Origin of the sequence: Evtepia gabavorous (genome assembly GCF_003425665.1) — a bacterium.
GTDB classification, from domain to species: Bacteria; Bacillota; Clostridia; order Oscillospirales; family Oscillospiraceae; genus Evtepia; species Evtepia gabavorous.
In genome coordinates this window covers 133,453-147,419 of record NZ_QQRQ01000003.1, presented here as the reverse complement: position 1 = coordinate 147,419, position 13,967 = coordinate 133,453, and the positions used below count along the sequence as shown (strand labels likewise).

The 13,967-nt window shown below is 49.9% G+C and carries 16 protein-coding genes and 1 pseudogene; 9 read left to right on the top strand and 8 right to left on the bottom strand.

The window, feature by feature from the left end:
- The 5 genes from DV520_RS03365 to DV520_RS03345 all read right to left on the bottom strand — a co-directional run.
- The coding region (locus DV520_RS03365) for a recombinase family protein (RefSeq protein WP_133308829.1) at positions 1–467 on the bottom strand (467 nt) is incomplete at its 3' end.
- A 118-nt stretch (positions 468–585) separates the two neighbouring features.
- Positions 586–783 (bottom strand): hypothetical protein, encoded by a 198-nt coding sequence (locus DV520_RS03360; protein ID WP_117141796.1) that lies wholly within the window; start codon positions 781–783, stop codon positions 586–588.
- A gap of 14 nt (positions 784–797) precedes the next feature.
- Positions 798–2,153: a relaxase/mobilization nuclease domain-containing protein gene (locus tag DV520_RS03355; RefSeq protein WP_117141795.1), complete on the bottom strand. Its 1,356-nt coding sequence runs from the start codon at positions 2,151–2,153 to the stop codon at positions 798–800.
- A 3-nt stretch (positions 2,154–2,156) separates the two neighbouring features.
- Positions 2,157–2,468: a plasmid mobilization protein gene (locus tag DV520_RS03350; RefSeq protein ID WP_117141794.1), complete on the bottom strand. Its 312-nt coding sequence runs from the start codon at positions 2,466–2,468 to the stop codon at positions 2,157–2,159.
- Positions 2,469–2,670: 202 nt separating this feature from the next.
- A complete protein-coding gene (locus DV520_RS03345; RefSeq protein ID WP_117141793.1) occupies positions 2,671–3,744 on the bottom strand; it encodes an AAA family ATPase in 1,074 nt (357 codons plus the stop codon).
- 163 nt (positions 3,745–3,907) lie between these two features.
- On the opposite strand from DV520_RS03345, the pseudogene DV520_RS12755 reads away from it, so the two are divergent.
- Both DV520_RS12755 and DV520_RS03335 read left to right on the top strand, forming a co-directional pair.
- A pseudogene (locus DV520_RS12755) lies at positions 3,908–5,022 on the top strand (DUF6076 domain-containing protein).
- A gap of 2 nt (positions 5,023–5,024) precedes the next feature.
- On the top strand, positions 5,025–5,984 hold the full coding sequence (locus tag DV520_RS03335; RefSeq protein ID WP_117141791.1) for a sigma-70 family RNA polymerase sigma factor: 960 nt from the start codon (positions 5,025–5,027) through the stop codon (positions 5,982–5,984).
- Positions 5,985–6,029: 45 nt separating this feature from the next.
- Here the strand turns inward: DV520_RS03335 and DV520_RS03330 are convergent, their stop codons facing one another.
- From DV520_RS03330 to DV520_RS03320, 3 genes are all read right to left on the bottom strand, one after another.
- Positions 6,030–6,335 (bottom strand): DUF6550 family protein, encoded by a 306-nt coding sequence (locus DV520_RS03330; RefSeq protein WP_117141790.1) that lies wholly within the window; start codon positions 6,333–6,335, stop codon positions 6,030–6,032.
- A 152-nt stretch (positions 6,336–6,487) separates the two neighbouring features.
- Positions 6,488–6,808, bottom strand: a complete 321-nt coding sequence (locus DV520_RS03325; protein ID WP_117141789.1) for a DUF6809 family protein — start codon at positions 6,806–6,808, stop codon at positions 6,488–6,490.
- Between the two features lie 108 nt (positions 6,809–6,916).
- Complete coding sequence (locus DV520_RS03320; protein ID WP_117141788.1) at positions 6,917–7,147, bottom strand: PHD finger domain-containing protein; 231 nt, start codon at positions 7,145–7,147, stop codon at positions 6,917–6,919.
- 170 nt (positions 7,148–7,317) lie between these two features.
- On the opposite strand from DV520_RS03320, the gene DV520_RS03315 reads away from it, so the two are divergent.
- From DV520_RS03315 to DV520_RS03280, 7 genes are all read left to right on the top strand, one after another.
- Entirely contained in the window at positions 7,318–7,752 is a 435-nt protein-coding gene (locus DV520_RS03315) for a very short patch repair endonuclease (protein ID WP_117141787.1), read from the top strand.
- A complete protein-coding gene (locus tag DV520_RS03310; RefSeq protein ID WP_117141786.1) occupies positions 7,742–8,926 on the top strand; it encodes a DNA cytosine methyltransferase in 1,185 nt (394 codons plus the stop codon). The genes DV520_RS03315 and DV520_RS03310 overlap by 11 nt, the downstream gene beginning before the upstream one ends.
- Positions 8,926–9,549 carry an Eco29kI family restriction endonuclease gene (locus DV520_RS03305; RefSeq protein WP_117141785.1) on the top strand — a complete coding sequence of 208 codons (624 nt, stop codon included), beginning with the start codon at positions 8,926–8,928 and terminating at the stop codon, positions 9,547–9,549. Before DV520_RS03310 ends, DV520_RS03305 begins: the two co-directional genes overlap by 1 nt.
- Before the next feature lie 187 nt (positions 9,550–9,736).
- Positions 9,737–10,633: a hypothetical protein gene (locus tag DV520_RS12115; protein WP_133308827.1), complete on the top strand. Its 897-nt coding sequence runs from the start codon at positions 9,737–9,739 to the stop codon at positions 10,631–10,633.
- 3 nt (positions 10,634–10,636) lie between these two features.
- Complete coding sequence (locus tag DV520_RS03295) at positions 10,637–11,575, top strand: DUF1848 domain-containing protein (RefSeq protein ID WP_117141783.1); 939 nt, start codon at positions 10,637–10,639, stop codon at positions 11,573–11,575.
- A gap of 510 nt (positions 11,576–12,085) precedes the next feature.
- Positions 12,086–13,420, top strand: coding sequence for a phosphoadenosine phosphosulfate reductase (locus tag DV520_RS03285; RefSeq protein ID WP_021919172.1), 1,335 nt, complete (start codon positions 12,086–12,088; stop codon positions 13,418–13,420).
- The gene (locus DV520_RS03280) at positions 13,410–13,949 is read left to right on the top strand and encodes an IbrB-like domain-containing protein (protein ID WP_117141781.1); all 540 of its coding nucleotides are present in this window, start codon (positions 13,410–13,412) and stop codon (positions 13,947–13,949) included. Before DV520_RS03285 ends, DV520_RS03280 begins: the two co-directional genes overlap by 11 nt.
- The last annotated feature ends 18 nt before the right edge of the window (positions 13,950–13,967 follow it).

The following is a 13,967-nucleotide window of genomic DNA, read 5'->3' as shown; positions in this document are numbered from 1 at the left end:
CCCTCCTGCACGATTTGCGACAGGCGGGTCTTTGTTCGGGCGGAGGTTTTGAGGCTCTCACCGGAGGCCTGCCAATAACGGATGTAGTTCAGCAGTTTGTCGATATGATCATCCATCTTCTGCTGCCCTTCCATTGCGCTCCACACTTCGATTCCGTTGCGGATGAACCACTCCACCACGAAGGGCGTCTCATCATCCCGCCGCCCCAGGCGGTCGAACATGAACACCAGCAGGATGTCAAACTTCCGTTCCTCAGCGTCCTGGCGGATCTCCTGAATGGCGTCACGGTCAGCGGCAGCCACCTTGAAACCCGAGACACCTTTTTCCGCAAATTCTTTGATGATCGTCCATCCCTGGCTTTCCGCAAATTCACGGCAGTATTGTTTCTGCATCGGGATATCATCTTTTTCTACCTGTCCTTTGGTAGAGACTCGATAGAGGCAATATACTCTCTTGTTTTTTTCCATGATTGCACCTTGTCCTTTCTGGTGTAGGACTGCGGTGCATATGGTTTGCTGTTCATTCAGTTGTCAAGGTTCATATGCACACACAGTATCCCACACCACTGGTAAAAAGTCTACTGAATCAAGCAGGCTTGTTCAGATTTTCAAAGTCCTGCGCCATCAACAGTGTCTGCTCAATTTCCGACACTGTGCCAGGTTGTGTAACGGTGTTTTTGAAGCGGAGAGCAACAATCAGTCCGTCCACTTCCATCGTGATATATTCTGTCGGCTCAGAGTATCGGGGATGCTCCCGATCATACATTGCCTGCTGATAACTCATGTGATCATCCTCCTTTACATAGTCTGCTGCCAAGTCTGTTCTTCTTCGTGATCGTCCTGGGCGTGGCCCTGGGCGATTTTCTTTTGCTGCTTCTTGCGGAGTGTTTTCCTGTCTGTGTGCGGGCGCATGGTGGTGCTGTCCATCACGGGAGCATCAGGCTGAGACTGCTCCAGACGGTACCCAAGACCCACCACAGCAGAAGCAACGCTGCCGTCCCCATCAGCAGGACCGCCCATGTAGGACCATCCAGGTGCGGCAGCCGCAGTCTGGGCAGCCTGATGCCGGGCAGAGAAAAACGCTTTTCGTTCCGCTTCCCAGCCTGTTCGCTCATCTGCTCCAGATGCTTCACCGCTTTCAGCAGTTCGTCCATCTGCGTCCGAGTCGGAAGCTGCGCCAGCAGTTCGTTGACCTTCTTCAGATAACCAGTCTGTCTCTCGGTGTGGTACCCCAGCGTGCAGAGGCTGCTCAGCAGTTCCTCCCACTCCGCTTTCATGGGATGCACTTCGGGAGGCGTTGTCAGCTCCTGTGCCGGGAGCTGCGGCGTGGTCTGTACCATCTGCGCGGGACGGTTCTTTTCCAACAGTTCGTCCATAGATAATTTCTTTTCTAATCCTGAATTCATATTCCATCTTCTCCTTCAGATATTTGTCCCCGAACAGCAAGCGGTCACGGCACCGCCAGCCGCTTGGCGTGGTGTAGGTGATGTTCCGCCGGGATTCCTCCCAGCGAACCCTATAGCCCTCGCTCTCCATCAGTGCAATGAACTCCTCCCGGCTGGAAGCGTGGCGCATGCAGTCGTTGATGAGATTCATGAGCTGCAGCTTCTTGCTCTGGCCACGGGCCGCAGTGTGATACTCACCGATCGTCATGGTCTTGTTTTTCCGCCTCCTGTCCTTGGGCTGGAACACAGGAAGAGAAAATTCTATGCAGACCTGGTCGTTGCGCTGCCGCAGTTCCTGGAGCTGCTCCTTTGCGATGTGCAGTTTCTTTCCCGTATCGAAGTTGACCGAGTTGATGAGAAAGTGAGAATGGATGTGTTCCCGGTCTGTGTGGGTGCAGACCAGGACTTCATAGCCCTCATAGTACTCAGCCAGCTTCAATGCCGCTGCATGAGCGGTGACCGGGTCGACCGCTTCACCTTTCGGGAAGCTCTGCACCATGTGGTAGAACAGTACGCCATCCGTTTTGTGATGCAGCCGCTTGGTGGTCATGAAGTCCGCGTAGACAGATTCCGGCTGGCAGTTGATGCCTGTGACCAACTGTTGACCGTCACACTCGGTTTTCTTGTTCTGCATGGTGTACCGCATCACAGCTCCTATGCACCCGGTGGTCTGGCCCCGCTTATAATTGGTGAAGCTGATGATCGCCATTTCTCACCACCGCTTTCGTTCCAGGATCAACCGGACAGCAGCACAGAGTTCAGAGAACGCCTGGCGCACACTGTCCAGATTGATCACCGTGACGCGCCCCATGTGCGCCAGGGTGACAAGCTGATTCAGATTTCTGCCGATGGACTTCAGCTCCTTGAGCACTTCTTTCAGTCCATCGACGACCACTACCTGCTTTCCCAGACAGCTGGCCGTCACATAATCGCTCATGGACATCCCGGAGCGTTTCGCCAATTTCTTGATGGCCTCCCGGTCTTCGGATGCCATCCGGGTGCTGAATTTGATATCTTTTTTCATGTGGTTTCCTCCAGTCTTTCGTAAAAATGGGGTGTGGGGCAGCGCCCCGCAAACAAGCGGAAGACGGGCGGCGGCTGTGCCGGTGACCAGACAAACGCGATGCTGGCCACCTCCAAGGAGGTGATTCTCCCGAGCCGAACACCCGCACTCCTCCTTCGGCCACAAACGGCCCAACACGGCGTTTTTCTTGCTTTGCGGGGGTTTACTCGCCATACTCGGAAATCGCCCGCAAATCGCCGCACAGCGCCCCGGCAGGGTCAACAGGGTCGACCGCCGGGACACCCTGGGTATCGTCACTTCCGGCACGGCGCAGCCCGATAAGCCGCTTTCCGTTGCTGCGGCGCACCACAACGGAAATGCCGATTTTGCTTAGTGCGTCAAGGTTTTGCAGGATCTGTCGGGACACCTTCTTGGGCGAGATGCGCTCCACGCCCACAGGGTCGATTCGTTCAGACAGATCCGTGGGAGTGCCGATAAATTCGGTTCGGTCACGCATCAGTTCGGAGAGAAGATAGACGATGCGGTCGCCCAGCAGCTCCGGCTGTGTCCGGCTGTCCGACACCAGCTCCCACACATTTTCACCGTTGCGCTCCAGCGTCAGTTCCCGATATTCAATGTCACGGCCAATACAGGAGAGCTTCGCCCTGCCGCTGCCCCGCCGTTCCTCCACCAGCGTGAAGCTGGAATCCACCGCACCGCTGATGGCGGTGGTGCCGGAGATGCGATTGAACACATCGTCAGCTGTTTCCTTCCGCAGATGATGGATCAGCAGGATAGCGATGCCGTGGGCATCCGCGATCCGCTTTAGAGCAGAGAGGTCTCGGTAGTCGTTGGCGTAGGTTGCGTCGCGAGCCGGACGGACCATCTGCAGCGTGTCGATGATGACCAGTACCGTGTCCGGGTGGGCAGTGAGGAATGTTTCCACCTGCTCCTCCAGCCCCTGTCCAATGAGGTCGCACTCCGTGCAGAAGTGGACGCTGCTTGGTGCGTCCTCCGTGATCTCAAAGAGCCGGTTCTGGATGCGGAGAACGGAATCCTCCAAGCAGAGATAGAGGGTGGTGCCTTGCTTCACGGACATCCCCCAGACCAGTTCGCCCTTGGCCACCATGACGGACAGCCACAGAGCCAGCCAAGACTTGCCCACCTTTGGGGAGCCTGCCAGGATGTGCAGGCCCTGCGCAAGCAGGGTGTCCACCACAAAATTGGGCGGACGCAGGGGCTGGCTCATCAGGGCCGCTCCATCCACCGTGCGAAGCGGCAGGATATTTTTGTTCATGAATCATTCCTCCTTTGTTCTGAGTATGAAAAAGGCGCCCACCGCAGTGAGCGCCTTTCTCGAAAGGAGTTTTTCCTTTCACTTGATTATTGGGGGTATTTTGATAAAATGAGAATATCGTAAGACAGGCAGAAAACAGATATAGGACAGAGGGGGTGGCCCTATGCCACTGGGAAGCAGGCAGAACAACAATTTCCTGCATCTGATAATGGATGTCTGGCGGGATCAGATCTTTTTCAACGAGACTGTCTACCCGACCGGCCACTTTGCCGCCGAACTGTTGAATGTTCCCGAGGAGACTATGCGGGAGCTGGTCACCCACGGCGGGGCCATCAGCCATCAGGTGAAGGCCCTGGCCTTGGTCGGGCGGAGTGAATTTATCAAACTGCTGGACGGGACCCGCACCTCTCTGGAGAAGCTGTTGGACGCCCTGTGGCGCTGTCCGCCATACAGCCTGATGGACAAAGGGCAGGAGTTACACACTTTGGAGGTGCTGTTTTCCCCAGCCTCCCACAACGATCTGCTGAAGCTGGATTCGCCTGCTCGGGAATTTTTCTTACGCTATCTGGTGGCTGCTTTCAGTATCCCCCTGGGTATCCAGCACTTCGCTGTGGCGGCACGATATTTTGAGGAGGGCTATCTGCGGCGGCTGAAGAAGCGGACGGAGACCTACTTCGCCATGGCCGCCCACGACTGCTTCAACAGTGAATGGTTCTGGAGTATGATGCGTGATTTGCCGGTACCGGATATTGAGCCATTCACCATCACACCAGAGCTGAGATCCTCCTATGTCTTTGCCCGGCACCCAAAGCAGGAAAAGGAAACCGTATTTGTGAACCGGTATTTCTTTGACCATGTCATAAGCTTCTACATTTTTGACCTGATGAACGGACTGCAGCACGGCCATGCGCCCAGCCGGTGCTGCGGCTGCGGGACATACTTTCTCACCACCAACGGCTATATGCCAAAATACTGCGATGGCATTGCACCCCAAGACCCCCGCATGACCTGCCGGCAGTACGGCGCCATGATGCGGCAGAAGGAGCAAAACAAACAGCACCCGGTCTACCGCCTGTTCACCACCCGCACCAACACCATCCGCAAGCACCAAAGATCTCCGATGAGCTGCGCAATGAAGCGCTGTATGTGGCGGAGAGCCTGCGGGATAAGGCACTCATGGACAACGACTATGCCGCCAGCGGCTATGCCCGCGATATGGAGCAGGAAGCGATCTATGCCCAGGCGAGAGCGCGCCTTGCCCGGGAGGAAAAGCCGTGAGTATGTACCGCTGCGACGATCTCTGCCCAAGCAACGAGGAGCTTGCCCTGCGGATACAGAATGGCGATCCGCAGGCCGCACCGCTCCTGCTCTCCCAGAACGAGGGATACCTGACCATGCTGGCCGCAAGCTACTGCGAGCAGTTTTCTCAGGACTTTCTGGTGGACGACCTCAAGCAGGAGGGTGCGCTGGCACTGCTGGACGCGGCGCGGCGGTTTGACCCATCCATGGGGACCAAGCTGCTGACCTATGCGACCTCCGCCATCGAGACGGCCATGCGGGACTGCGCCGCCCAGGGTTCTTTCTCTCTGTCGCTACCGCTGGACCGTTACCGCCAGCTGCGCCAGGTGGCATTTCTCTATGCCACGCATGAGCGAGATGTCGAAACGGATCTACTGCCAGCCATTCAGGAGAAGCTGACGGTCTCCGCCAAAGTCGCCAGGCGTCTGCTGGAAGAATACCGCACTGTGTTTCATATCGAGTCTCTGGGCGAGGGCGTCTTTGACCTGGGGTATGGCGGCGACCCGGCCAGGGCCTACGACCGCTCCATGCGCCGGACGCTGCTCCTGCAGCGCATGAAGGAGGTGCTGAGCCCCAGAGAGCTGAATTTGGTGCGCTGTTATCTGGTGATCGGCCAGCCCAACGAGCAGAGCATGACCTTTCAGGAATTGGCCATCCGGCTCAACTACAACGGCCCCAGCAGCGCGGAGAAAGCTTATAAGAGCGCCATCCGGAAACTGAAAAAGCAGTTGAACGGCAGCGCGTATGGCCAGTGGCTCTCCATCCAGAAAGCCATTCACAGAGCTAAAGCGGAGGCGGAGAGTGATTCTGGTTACTATGTGCCGCCGCAGACCACCTGGCTGGACGAAAAGGAGCTGACGGAGCGGTTTCTCTGTGAAGTTGTTTCGCTGATCCACGTCCATGAGATCTTCAGTGACGCATTGGAGCAGAATGCAGAATAAGCAGTGCGGCACCAGGCTTTGTCCTTATACCGCACTGTTTTTTATTTATTCCATGATCCTGATTTTATTGTCATTCTCGTACATATCCTCGGCGTATTCCGCATGGTTGGGTCCTTGGCCTTTTATCCAGCCGAAGTCCGGCACATAGACCATGTTGTCCGGTTCGCTGTCAGGTGCCGGGGTAGGTTCTGGTTCTTGTGGGGGTGTGACATCCTGTTCAGGTAGAACCGGTACTTTACTCGATGGGGGCATTTGAGCAGGCGATGGCTCCGGGACAATGTCCGCTTCCTCGACCAGTTCCGGCAGTGTTGCTCCTGCCTTTTCTTCCTCTGGCGGTATGACTTCTTCCATCTCTACTATCTCCGGAACTTCGGGCTGTGTGGCGATTACAGCGGCTGGCGTGGGCAGTGCGGTTGTTTCCCCGGCTGGTTAATTCTGTGGCCACATAGCCGCACACAGGGCCAGACAGGCTGCGAATGTTGCAGCAGTGATGATTCGTTTCTTCATATTGCTTCCTCCATTCCGGACATGGAAAGAGAGCTCGATCTCTTCGACGTACAGCGAGAGACTGAGCGCTCATTTTCATATTGATTCAGTTCCATGGAGAGCTGCCACGCCAGCTCAAATCCAGAGATAAAGCTGTCGATGGAGCGTTCCTCCGCCATCAGACTCTGGGCATCTATGATTCGTAGTACCAGCCGCCGTTCCGGCTTCTCCAGCACTTGAATCAGTGCTTGGTGGCATTCTTCCACTTCCTGCTTCTGCTCCGAAAACTCGGGTGGGGTATAGAAGCAGTTATACAAATCCTTGAGTCGTGTTTTCATGTGTTGCACCTCCCGGTAGCAACACACAATACCACAGGATTAAAAAATGGTTACTGATAATTTGTATTTTCCCGAGAACTATTAACCAGCAAATGATGCTTTTGCTGGCTAACTGTTGAAAAAACCATATTCTTCATCTCCTGTGATTGATATCAGTTCTCTCGCTATTCTTAGTCCTTCTTGTAGTCCTAAACTACGATTTTCGACTATCTTGGTTGTATACAGTAGGCATGCTACCTCAAACCAACACTCAAAGAGTTTGATTTGCTGGGGAGAGAGTGTGTCTGTGAGCTCTTTAAAAGAGCGTTCATATTTTTCTTGTATTTCTTTGTCATTCATTGCGAACCACCTCTTTAGACAGGACAATACCATGTTTTTAGTTCCAAAGCCATTCATCAAGAGTAACAAAAAGCGCCCCTGGAATTTGTCAGAGAAAGTTTTGCAGCGGATTTCCTTGTCTATTCTTGAAAAATCCCATATAATATATGATAATCTTGGATGGTGGTTTTATGTCGGATAACATGACAAGAGAAGAACGCAGCAAGCAGATGGCACTTGTTAAAAACAAAAACACCAAACCCGAGGTCGAGCTTAAGCATCTGTTTTGGAAGCTTGGCTATCACTATCGATACAGCAATTGGAGTAAGTTGCCGGGGAAGCCGGATTTAGTATTTGTAAAAAGAAAAAAAGTAGTTTTCTTGCACGGATGTTTTTGGCATCGCCATCCAGGCTGTTCGAATACACGTCTACCCAAAAGCAATGTTGAATTTTGGGAAAAGAAACTTTCTCAAAATGTCTTCCATGACAGGGAGGTTTACAAACAATTGACACAGCTTGGGTGGGAATACCTAATAATATGGGAATGCGAGATGAAAAAATCGAATCGTACTTCCCTCGAAAAGCGAATTCACCTTTTTATGGACGGAGACAAGTATGACCATTAATTCAATCGAGTTATTTACCGGCGCGGGTGGCTTAGCCATGGGTATGCAACTGGCAGGCTGCCATCATCGTGCATTAATTGAATGGGATAAAGACTCCTGCGATACTCTTCGCGGGAACATTTCCAGCGGATATCCTCCAGCACATGACTGGCATGTGATTCAGTCTGATGTTCGAAAAATTAATTACTCTTCTTTGGATTTTTCAGTTCAACTAATTTCTGGAGGACCACCTTGCCAACCTTTTTCTCTGGGAGGAAAACATCAAGCATACAATGATCATAGAGACATGTTTCCAGAGGCCGTACGAGCTGTAAGAGAATTAAAACCCAAAGCGTTTGTATTTGAAAATGTAAAGGGTCTATTGAGAAAGTCGTTTTCCACATATTTTAATTACATTCTTCTCCAGTTAACATACCCTGATGTAATTCGAACGGAGAGCCAAACTTGGTTCGAGCATTTGGCGATATTAGAAAAGTTGCACACCAGCGGACACTATTCCGGAGTGAAATACAATGTGGTCTCACGCCTTTTAAATGCTGCCGACTATGGTGTTCCTCAGTCAAGGCATCGAGTTGTAATTGTTGGTTTCCGCGAAAACTTGGGTGTGGAATGGTCTTTCCCTGAGGGAGACTATTCTCGCGAAGCGCTTCTTTATAAAAAATATATTATAGGTGAATATTGGGAATCTCACAGAGTAGCTTCCAATCATCGTACCACACCAACAGCATCAGAATTAAAAAAAGCTCAGCTGTTTGCTTCCAAATACGCAGATGTGAAAGAGGCGCCAAAACCTTGGCAAACGGTTAGAGACGCGATAGGCGATTTGCCAGATCCCCAAAGCAAAGCCGCCCTAAAAATAGCGAACCATGAATTTCGCCCGGGAGCTCGGTCATATGCTGGTCATACTGGAAGCGTTTTGGACGAGCCCTCTAAAACTATTAAAGCGGGTGCGCATGGTGTCCCAGGCGGTGAAAACACAGTTGTTTTGGATGACGGCTCAGTACGTTATTATACCGTTCGTGAAAGTGCCCGTATTCAAACTTTCCCTGATGACTATCTTTTCTTCGGATCTTGGACCGAAAGTATGCGTCAAATCGGAAACGCCGTTCCAGTAAGACTCGCGCAGATGATTGGCGAGTCTGTTATCAAGGAACTTAGGAGGGTGGAAAAATAATGCCAGAAGAAAATATTCTTGCGCCTGCTCCTTTTAACCCCTTGGACAAACGGCACTTGGGTGAAAGCGTTGCTTCGGCAATGTTAAAAAGCCCAATACACCCCTTGCCCCCGGAAAAGTTCAAGGGCGCTGGCATCTATGCCATATATTATACAGGAGACTTTGAGGCTTATCAGAACCTGGCTGAAGTCAATCGCGATAATATGTTTTCCCGCCCCATCTATGTGGGGAAAGCGGTTCCTCCTGGCGCCCGGAAGGGCGGGTTTGGCCTTGGAGGTGACCCCGGCACCGCGCTTTATAAAAGGCTTAATGAACATTTTGAGTCCGTAAAGGCCGCTGAGAACCTGAATGAATCCGATTTTTTCTGCCGATACCTTGTTGTGGATGATATCTGGATTCCTCTTGCTGAATCGTTGTTAATCGAAAAGTTCCAACCTATCTGGAATCGTGTATTGGATGGTTTCGGAAACCACGATCCAGGTAGTGGAAGATATGCGCAGCAAAAGTCGCCCTGGGACGAGTTGCATCCGGGACGTGAGTGGGCAAATCGTCTGCGTCCCTGTGCTAATACCCAAGATATACTTATAGAACGGGTCAGGAACTTTCTTCATACATCGGTATAGCTCAAATGTGTCACTGAGGTTACATCACCTTTAGGCTTCAGCGGAGTAATTTGTGTGGGTTTGTCCCCTACTACTCATACCAAACAGCAAGTTGTATTTCTCCATTTTAAGACGAAATGTAGCTTTTTGCTTTTAGTAGCCAGTTTCCGTTAGATATTTAATAAATATGTTGAATGGTGGTGTCTAAATGTTCACTATCAACGACTATTTGGATGATATTTTGGAAGAATTTGAAGACTATGTGCATTCCGGCATAAGACTCTGCGATTTAAAGAGTGTTCATTTTGATGCAGGAAAAATTCCTGATTATTCAAATATTCATGTTCAGCAACTGTATCTGCTTCGTTATGCATATGCATACTCTTTCGAATACAAATGCATGTATAGAACTCTGCTCGATAGAACGAATTTCAGAAAAAATATATCTGTTACTTCCATTGGGTGCGGAAGTATGCTGGACTATTGGGCACTCGCGAATGTCGTCCCTCGGTCATGTGATATTCGTTATAGAGGGATAGATACGATAGACTGGGCGTATCAAATGGAAGCGCGGATTCAAGACGATGTGCGTTTCATATGTAATGATGCCATTGACTGCCTGCTTCGGGCACATACACTTTCTTCTAATGTGTATATTTTCCCGAAATCTAAAAGCGAATTTCCAGTCATTGCAATGTCGCAAATTGGAAAGCTCTTCGGCGAAAAGACTCCGATGGGCAAGACAGTTTTCTTTATGTTTTCCTTACGCACAGACAGAGGCAGCATGGAACGAGATGTGTGTCGGACAAGAGCCCTTTTTGAAGCTATGCTTGAAAATGGATTCCACTCAGATGACGATCCTAACATATATTGTCATTTTTCTGAAGATTGGCGTGAAAAGAAAATCAAAGACGTTGACGAAGATTTTCGCCACCCTTGGAGAGTTGTTGATTTCTTGAAAGATGAGCTGCATTCGTCTTGCATAGGATATAGTCATACTGGAGAACACTGTGAAGACGATTGTGAGCGAAGACTCAGCTGGTGGCCAATACTTACTTGCAAGCAAGCTCATTGGCAAATATTTGAGTTTAGAAAAGAGGTGTGATTTGTGATTATAAGCGCCAGTCGACGAACAGACATTCCAACATACTATTCAAATTGGTTTTTCAATCGAGTTATGGATGGCTATGTACTGGTTCGAAATCCCATGAATGCGCACCAGATAAGCAAGATAGCTCTGAACCCTGATGTTGTTGATGGGATTGTTTTTTGGACCAAAAACCCAATTCCAATGCTCAATGAATTGAAGATTTTACACGATTATATGTATTATTTTCAGTTTACACTTAATTCGTATGCACAGGATGTTGAGGCGCATGTTCCTAATAAGCAGAAACATATTATTCCTGCATTTAAAAAACTATCGGATATGATTGGTCCTGATCGTGTTATCTGGAGATATGACCCTATTTTTCTAAACGACACATATACTCCAGAATACCATATTCGATATTTCGAAAGAATCGCAAAAGAATTAAGCCCATATACAAAAAAATGTACCATCAGCTTTATCGATTTCTACCGAAATACCTCAAAAAATGTTTCTGGCTTATCTCTACGTGATTTTCCAGAAGAAACTCAAAAGAGTCTTGCGAAAGAGTTAGCTGCAATTGCCCATAGCTATGGTCTACTAATTGATACTTGTGCAGAAGGTATTGAATTACAGGAATACGGTATTGAACATGCCAGATGTATAGATGATCGCTTACTAAGCAAACTGTTAGAATGTCCTCTCGACATAGGGAAAGATAAAAGTCAACGTCTTGAGTGCGGTTGCATTGAAAGCATTGATATCGGAGCATATAATTCATGCCGTAATGGCTGTAAGTATTGTTACGCAAATTATAGTGAAAAAACAGTGCGTTCAAATTTCGCCAAGCACATTCCCGACTCGCCCTTGCTTTTTGGCGAAGTCGGCTCCGATGATAAAATAACGGAACGAAAAGTTATGAGTTGCAAGATAAATCAAATTAGATTTGACATATAATTTTTTCTATCACAATTCTATCGATTTCCAGCTCTAATTTTTGAATTTTCTCCTGTAACGCAAAAATGTGGGTGTCGAGGATTGGTTTCCTCAATGCCCACATTTTTTGCTTCTGCCTCAGATTCTTCTGCTCCTCGGCCATCTTGACCCGCATGGTCTGATAGCATTTTCATCAAACCATACACTGCGGTCCGTGGGCAGAAAACTTACCACCTTGCGAGCGCACCACATTCGCATTGTGGGGGTCGTCGGTTCGAATCCGATCAGGTCCACCAAGAAGAGAACCACTGCAGTTATTCTGCCGTGGTTCTTTTTTATATTTTTGCATCAAAAATACCCATTGGCATACTCGTCCAAGCAGGCATTCCAGATAGCTTGTCTGGGCGACATTAAATTTCTTAAAATACTTTTCGACAATATATTTCACAATTCGACAAAGTGTGATACAATAAACTGCAACATAAACTGGATGATTTTTCCTGTCTCTGGAATAGAAAAGGTTATGATTGTATGACACGGCAGTACCTAACGCAAAACGTATATGAAGCCTTTCAGCAGCGGATGCACTTTATTTTTACAGAATTTGATAATATTTTTGTCTCGTTTTCCGGTGGGAAAGATAGCGGTCTTCTCTTAAACTTAACTCTGGATTTCCAAAAAAAATACTACCCAAGTAAACCCATCGGGGTATTTCATCAGGATTTTGAAGCCCAATACACCGTTACAACGGAATATGTGGAGCGAACCTTCCAGAGACTGTCCCAAGATCCAATGGTGGAACTGTACTGGGTCTGCCTTCCCATGGCGGCCCGGACCTGCTTCAGCAGCTACCAAATGTACTGGTATCCGTGGGATGATACCAAGCAAGAACTCTGGGTCCGTCCCATGCCGCAGCATCCCTATGTAATTCACCTACAGAACAACCCCATAACGACCTACCAATATCGGATGCATCAGGAGGACTTGGCCAAGCAGTTTGGCCGCTGGTACCGGCTCTCTCATGGAAAGCAGAAAACCGTCTGTCTGCTGGGCATCCGCGCCGATGAATCGCTGCAGCGGTACAGCGGCATTCTGAATAAAAAATACGGTTATCGAGAACAGTGCTGGATCTCCAAGCAGTTCAAGGACACCTATGCCGCCTCCCCTCTCTATGACTGGTCCATCGACGATATCTGGCACGCCAACGCCTTGTTCGGCTATGATTACAATCGGCTATACGATTTATATTATATGGCCGGCTTGAAACCGAGCCAAATGCGGGTGGCTTCCCCTTTTAACGACGCAGCAAAAGACAGCCTGAACCTTTACCGCGTAATCGATCCGGAGATTTGGACCAGGCTGGTGGGCCGGGTTCGGGGGGCAAATTTCGGTGCCATTTACGGCAAAACCAAAGCACTGGCCTATCGGGGACTCTCCCTGCCGGATGGCCATACCTGGGAGTCCTACACCAAATTCTTATTGGCGACGCTCCCTGCCAGACTGCGCAATAACTACATCAAGAAGTTCCAGACTTCTCTGAACTTCTGGCACAAAACAGGAGGTGGTCTGGAGGAGAAAACCATTCAAGAACTCCTCGCCCATGGCTACCATATCCGGCGCAACGGTGTGTCCAATTACACGGTGATGCGCAACTCCCGGGTCATTTTTTTAGGGAAAATCCCGGATCATACCGACGACATTAAATCCACAAAGGACGTTCCCAGCTGGAAGCGCATGTGCTACTGCATTCTCCGCAACGATCATACTTGCCGCTTTATGGGGTTTGGCCTAACGCGGGAACAGAAACGGCAGATAGACGCGCTGAAGGCAAAATACAAACAGGTGGTGACTCAAAATGAGGTTTAGAAGCCCTGTGTATCACGTGACCGCAGTTCCTGTGGAAAAGATCGAGCCAAATACATACAATCCCAACGCCGTTGCCCCGCCTGAGCTCAAGCTGCTGTATGACAGCATCAAACAAGATGGCTACACGATGCCGGTTGTCTGCTATTATGATAAGGAGCGGGACAAGTACATCCTGGTAGACGGATTTCACCGCTACCGCATTATGCTGGATTACCCAGACATCTATGCGCGGGAGAACGGAATGCTGCCAGTCAGCATCATCGACAAGCCCTTGGACCACCGGATGGCCAGCACCATCCGCCACAACCGAGCCCGTGGTACCCACAACGTGGATTTGATGAGCAATATCATCAAGGAACTGCATGAATTGGGGCGGTCAGACGCATGGATTTCCAAACACTTGGGCATGGAGAAGGACGAAATTCTCCGCTTGAAGCAGATTACCGGCCTGGCCGCGCTCTTTCAAGAGATCGACTTCGGCGCGGCATGGCAGCCTGTCGAGGAAGAGGAAGAGGCACCCCCTGTGTAAATACGTCTCTTTTTTCAT

Bases quoted from the DNA above. Each gene is read 5' to 3' on its own strand.
- DV520_RS03360 (WP_117141796.1), bottom strand. From the start codon at position 783: ATGAGTTATCAGCAGGCAATGTATGATCGGGAGCATCCCCGATACTCT.
- DV520_RS03355 (WP_117141795.1), bottom strand. From the start codon at position 2,153: ATGGCGATCATCAGCTTCACCAATTATAAGCGGGGCCAGACCACCGGG.
- DV520_RS03350 (WP_117141794.1), bottom strand. From the start codon at position 2,468: ATGAAAAAAGATATCAAATTCAGCACCCGGATGGCATCCGAAGACCGG.
- DV520_RS03345 (WP_117141793.1), bottom strand. From the start codon at position 3,744: ATGAACAAAAATATCCTGCCGCTTCGCACGGTGGATGGAGCGGCCCTG.
- DV520_RS03335 (WP_117141791.1), top strand. From the start codon at position 5,025: ATGTACCGCTGCGACGATCTCTGCCCAAGCAACGAGGAGCTTGCCCTG.
- DV520_RS03330 (WP_117141790.1), bottom strand. From the start codon at position 6,335: ATGGAAGAAGTCATACCGCCAGAGGAAGAAAAGGCAGGAGCAACACTG.
- DV520_RS03325 (WP_117141789.1), bottom strand. From the start codon at position 6,808: ATGAAAACACGACTCAAGGATTTGTATAACTGCTTCTATACCCCACCC.
- DV520_RS03320 (WP_117141788.1), bottom strand. From the start codon at position 7,147: ATGAATGACAAAGAAATACAAGAAAAATATGAACGCTCTTTTAAAGAG.
- DV520_RS03315 (WP_117141787.1), top strand. From the start codon at position 7,318: ATGTCGGATAACATGACAAGAGAAGAACGCAGCAAGCAGATGGCACTT.
- DV520_RS03310 (WP_117141786.1), top strand. From the start codon at position 7,742: ATGACCATTAATTCAATCGAGTTATTTACCGGCGCGGGTGGCTTAGCC.
- DV520_RS03305 (WP_117141785.1), top strand. From the start codon at position 8,926: ATGCCAGAAGAAAATATTCTTGCGCCTGCTCCTTTTAACCCCTTGGAC.
- DV520_RS12115 (WP_133308827.1), top strand. From the start codon at position 9,737: ATGTTCACTATCAACGACTATTTGGATGATATTTTGGAAGAATTTGAA.
- DV520_RS03285 (WP_021919172.1), top strand. From the start codon at position 12,086: ATGACACGGCAGTACCTAACGCAAAACGTATATGAAGCCTTTCAGCAG.
- DV520_RS03280 (WP_117141781.1), top strand. From the start codon at position 13,410: ATGAGGTTTAGAAGCCCTGTGTATCACGTGACCGCAGTTCCTGTGGAA.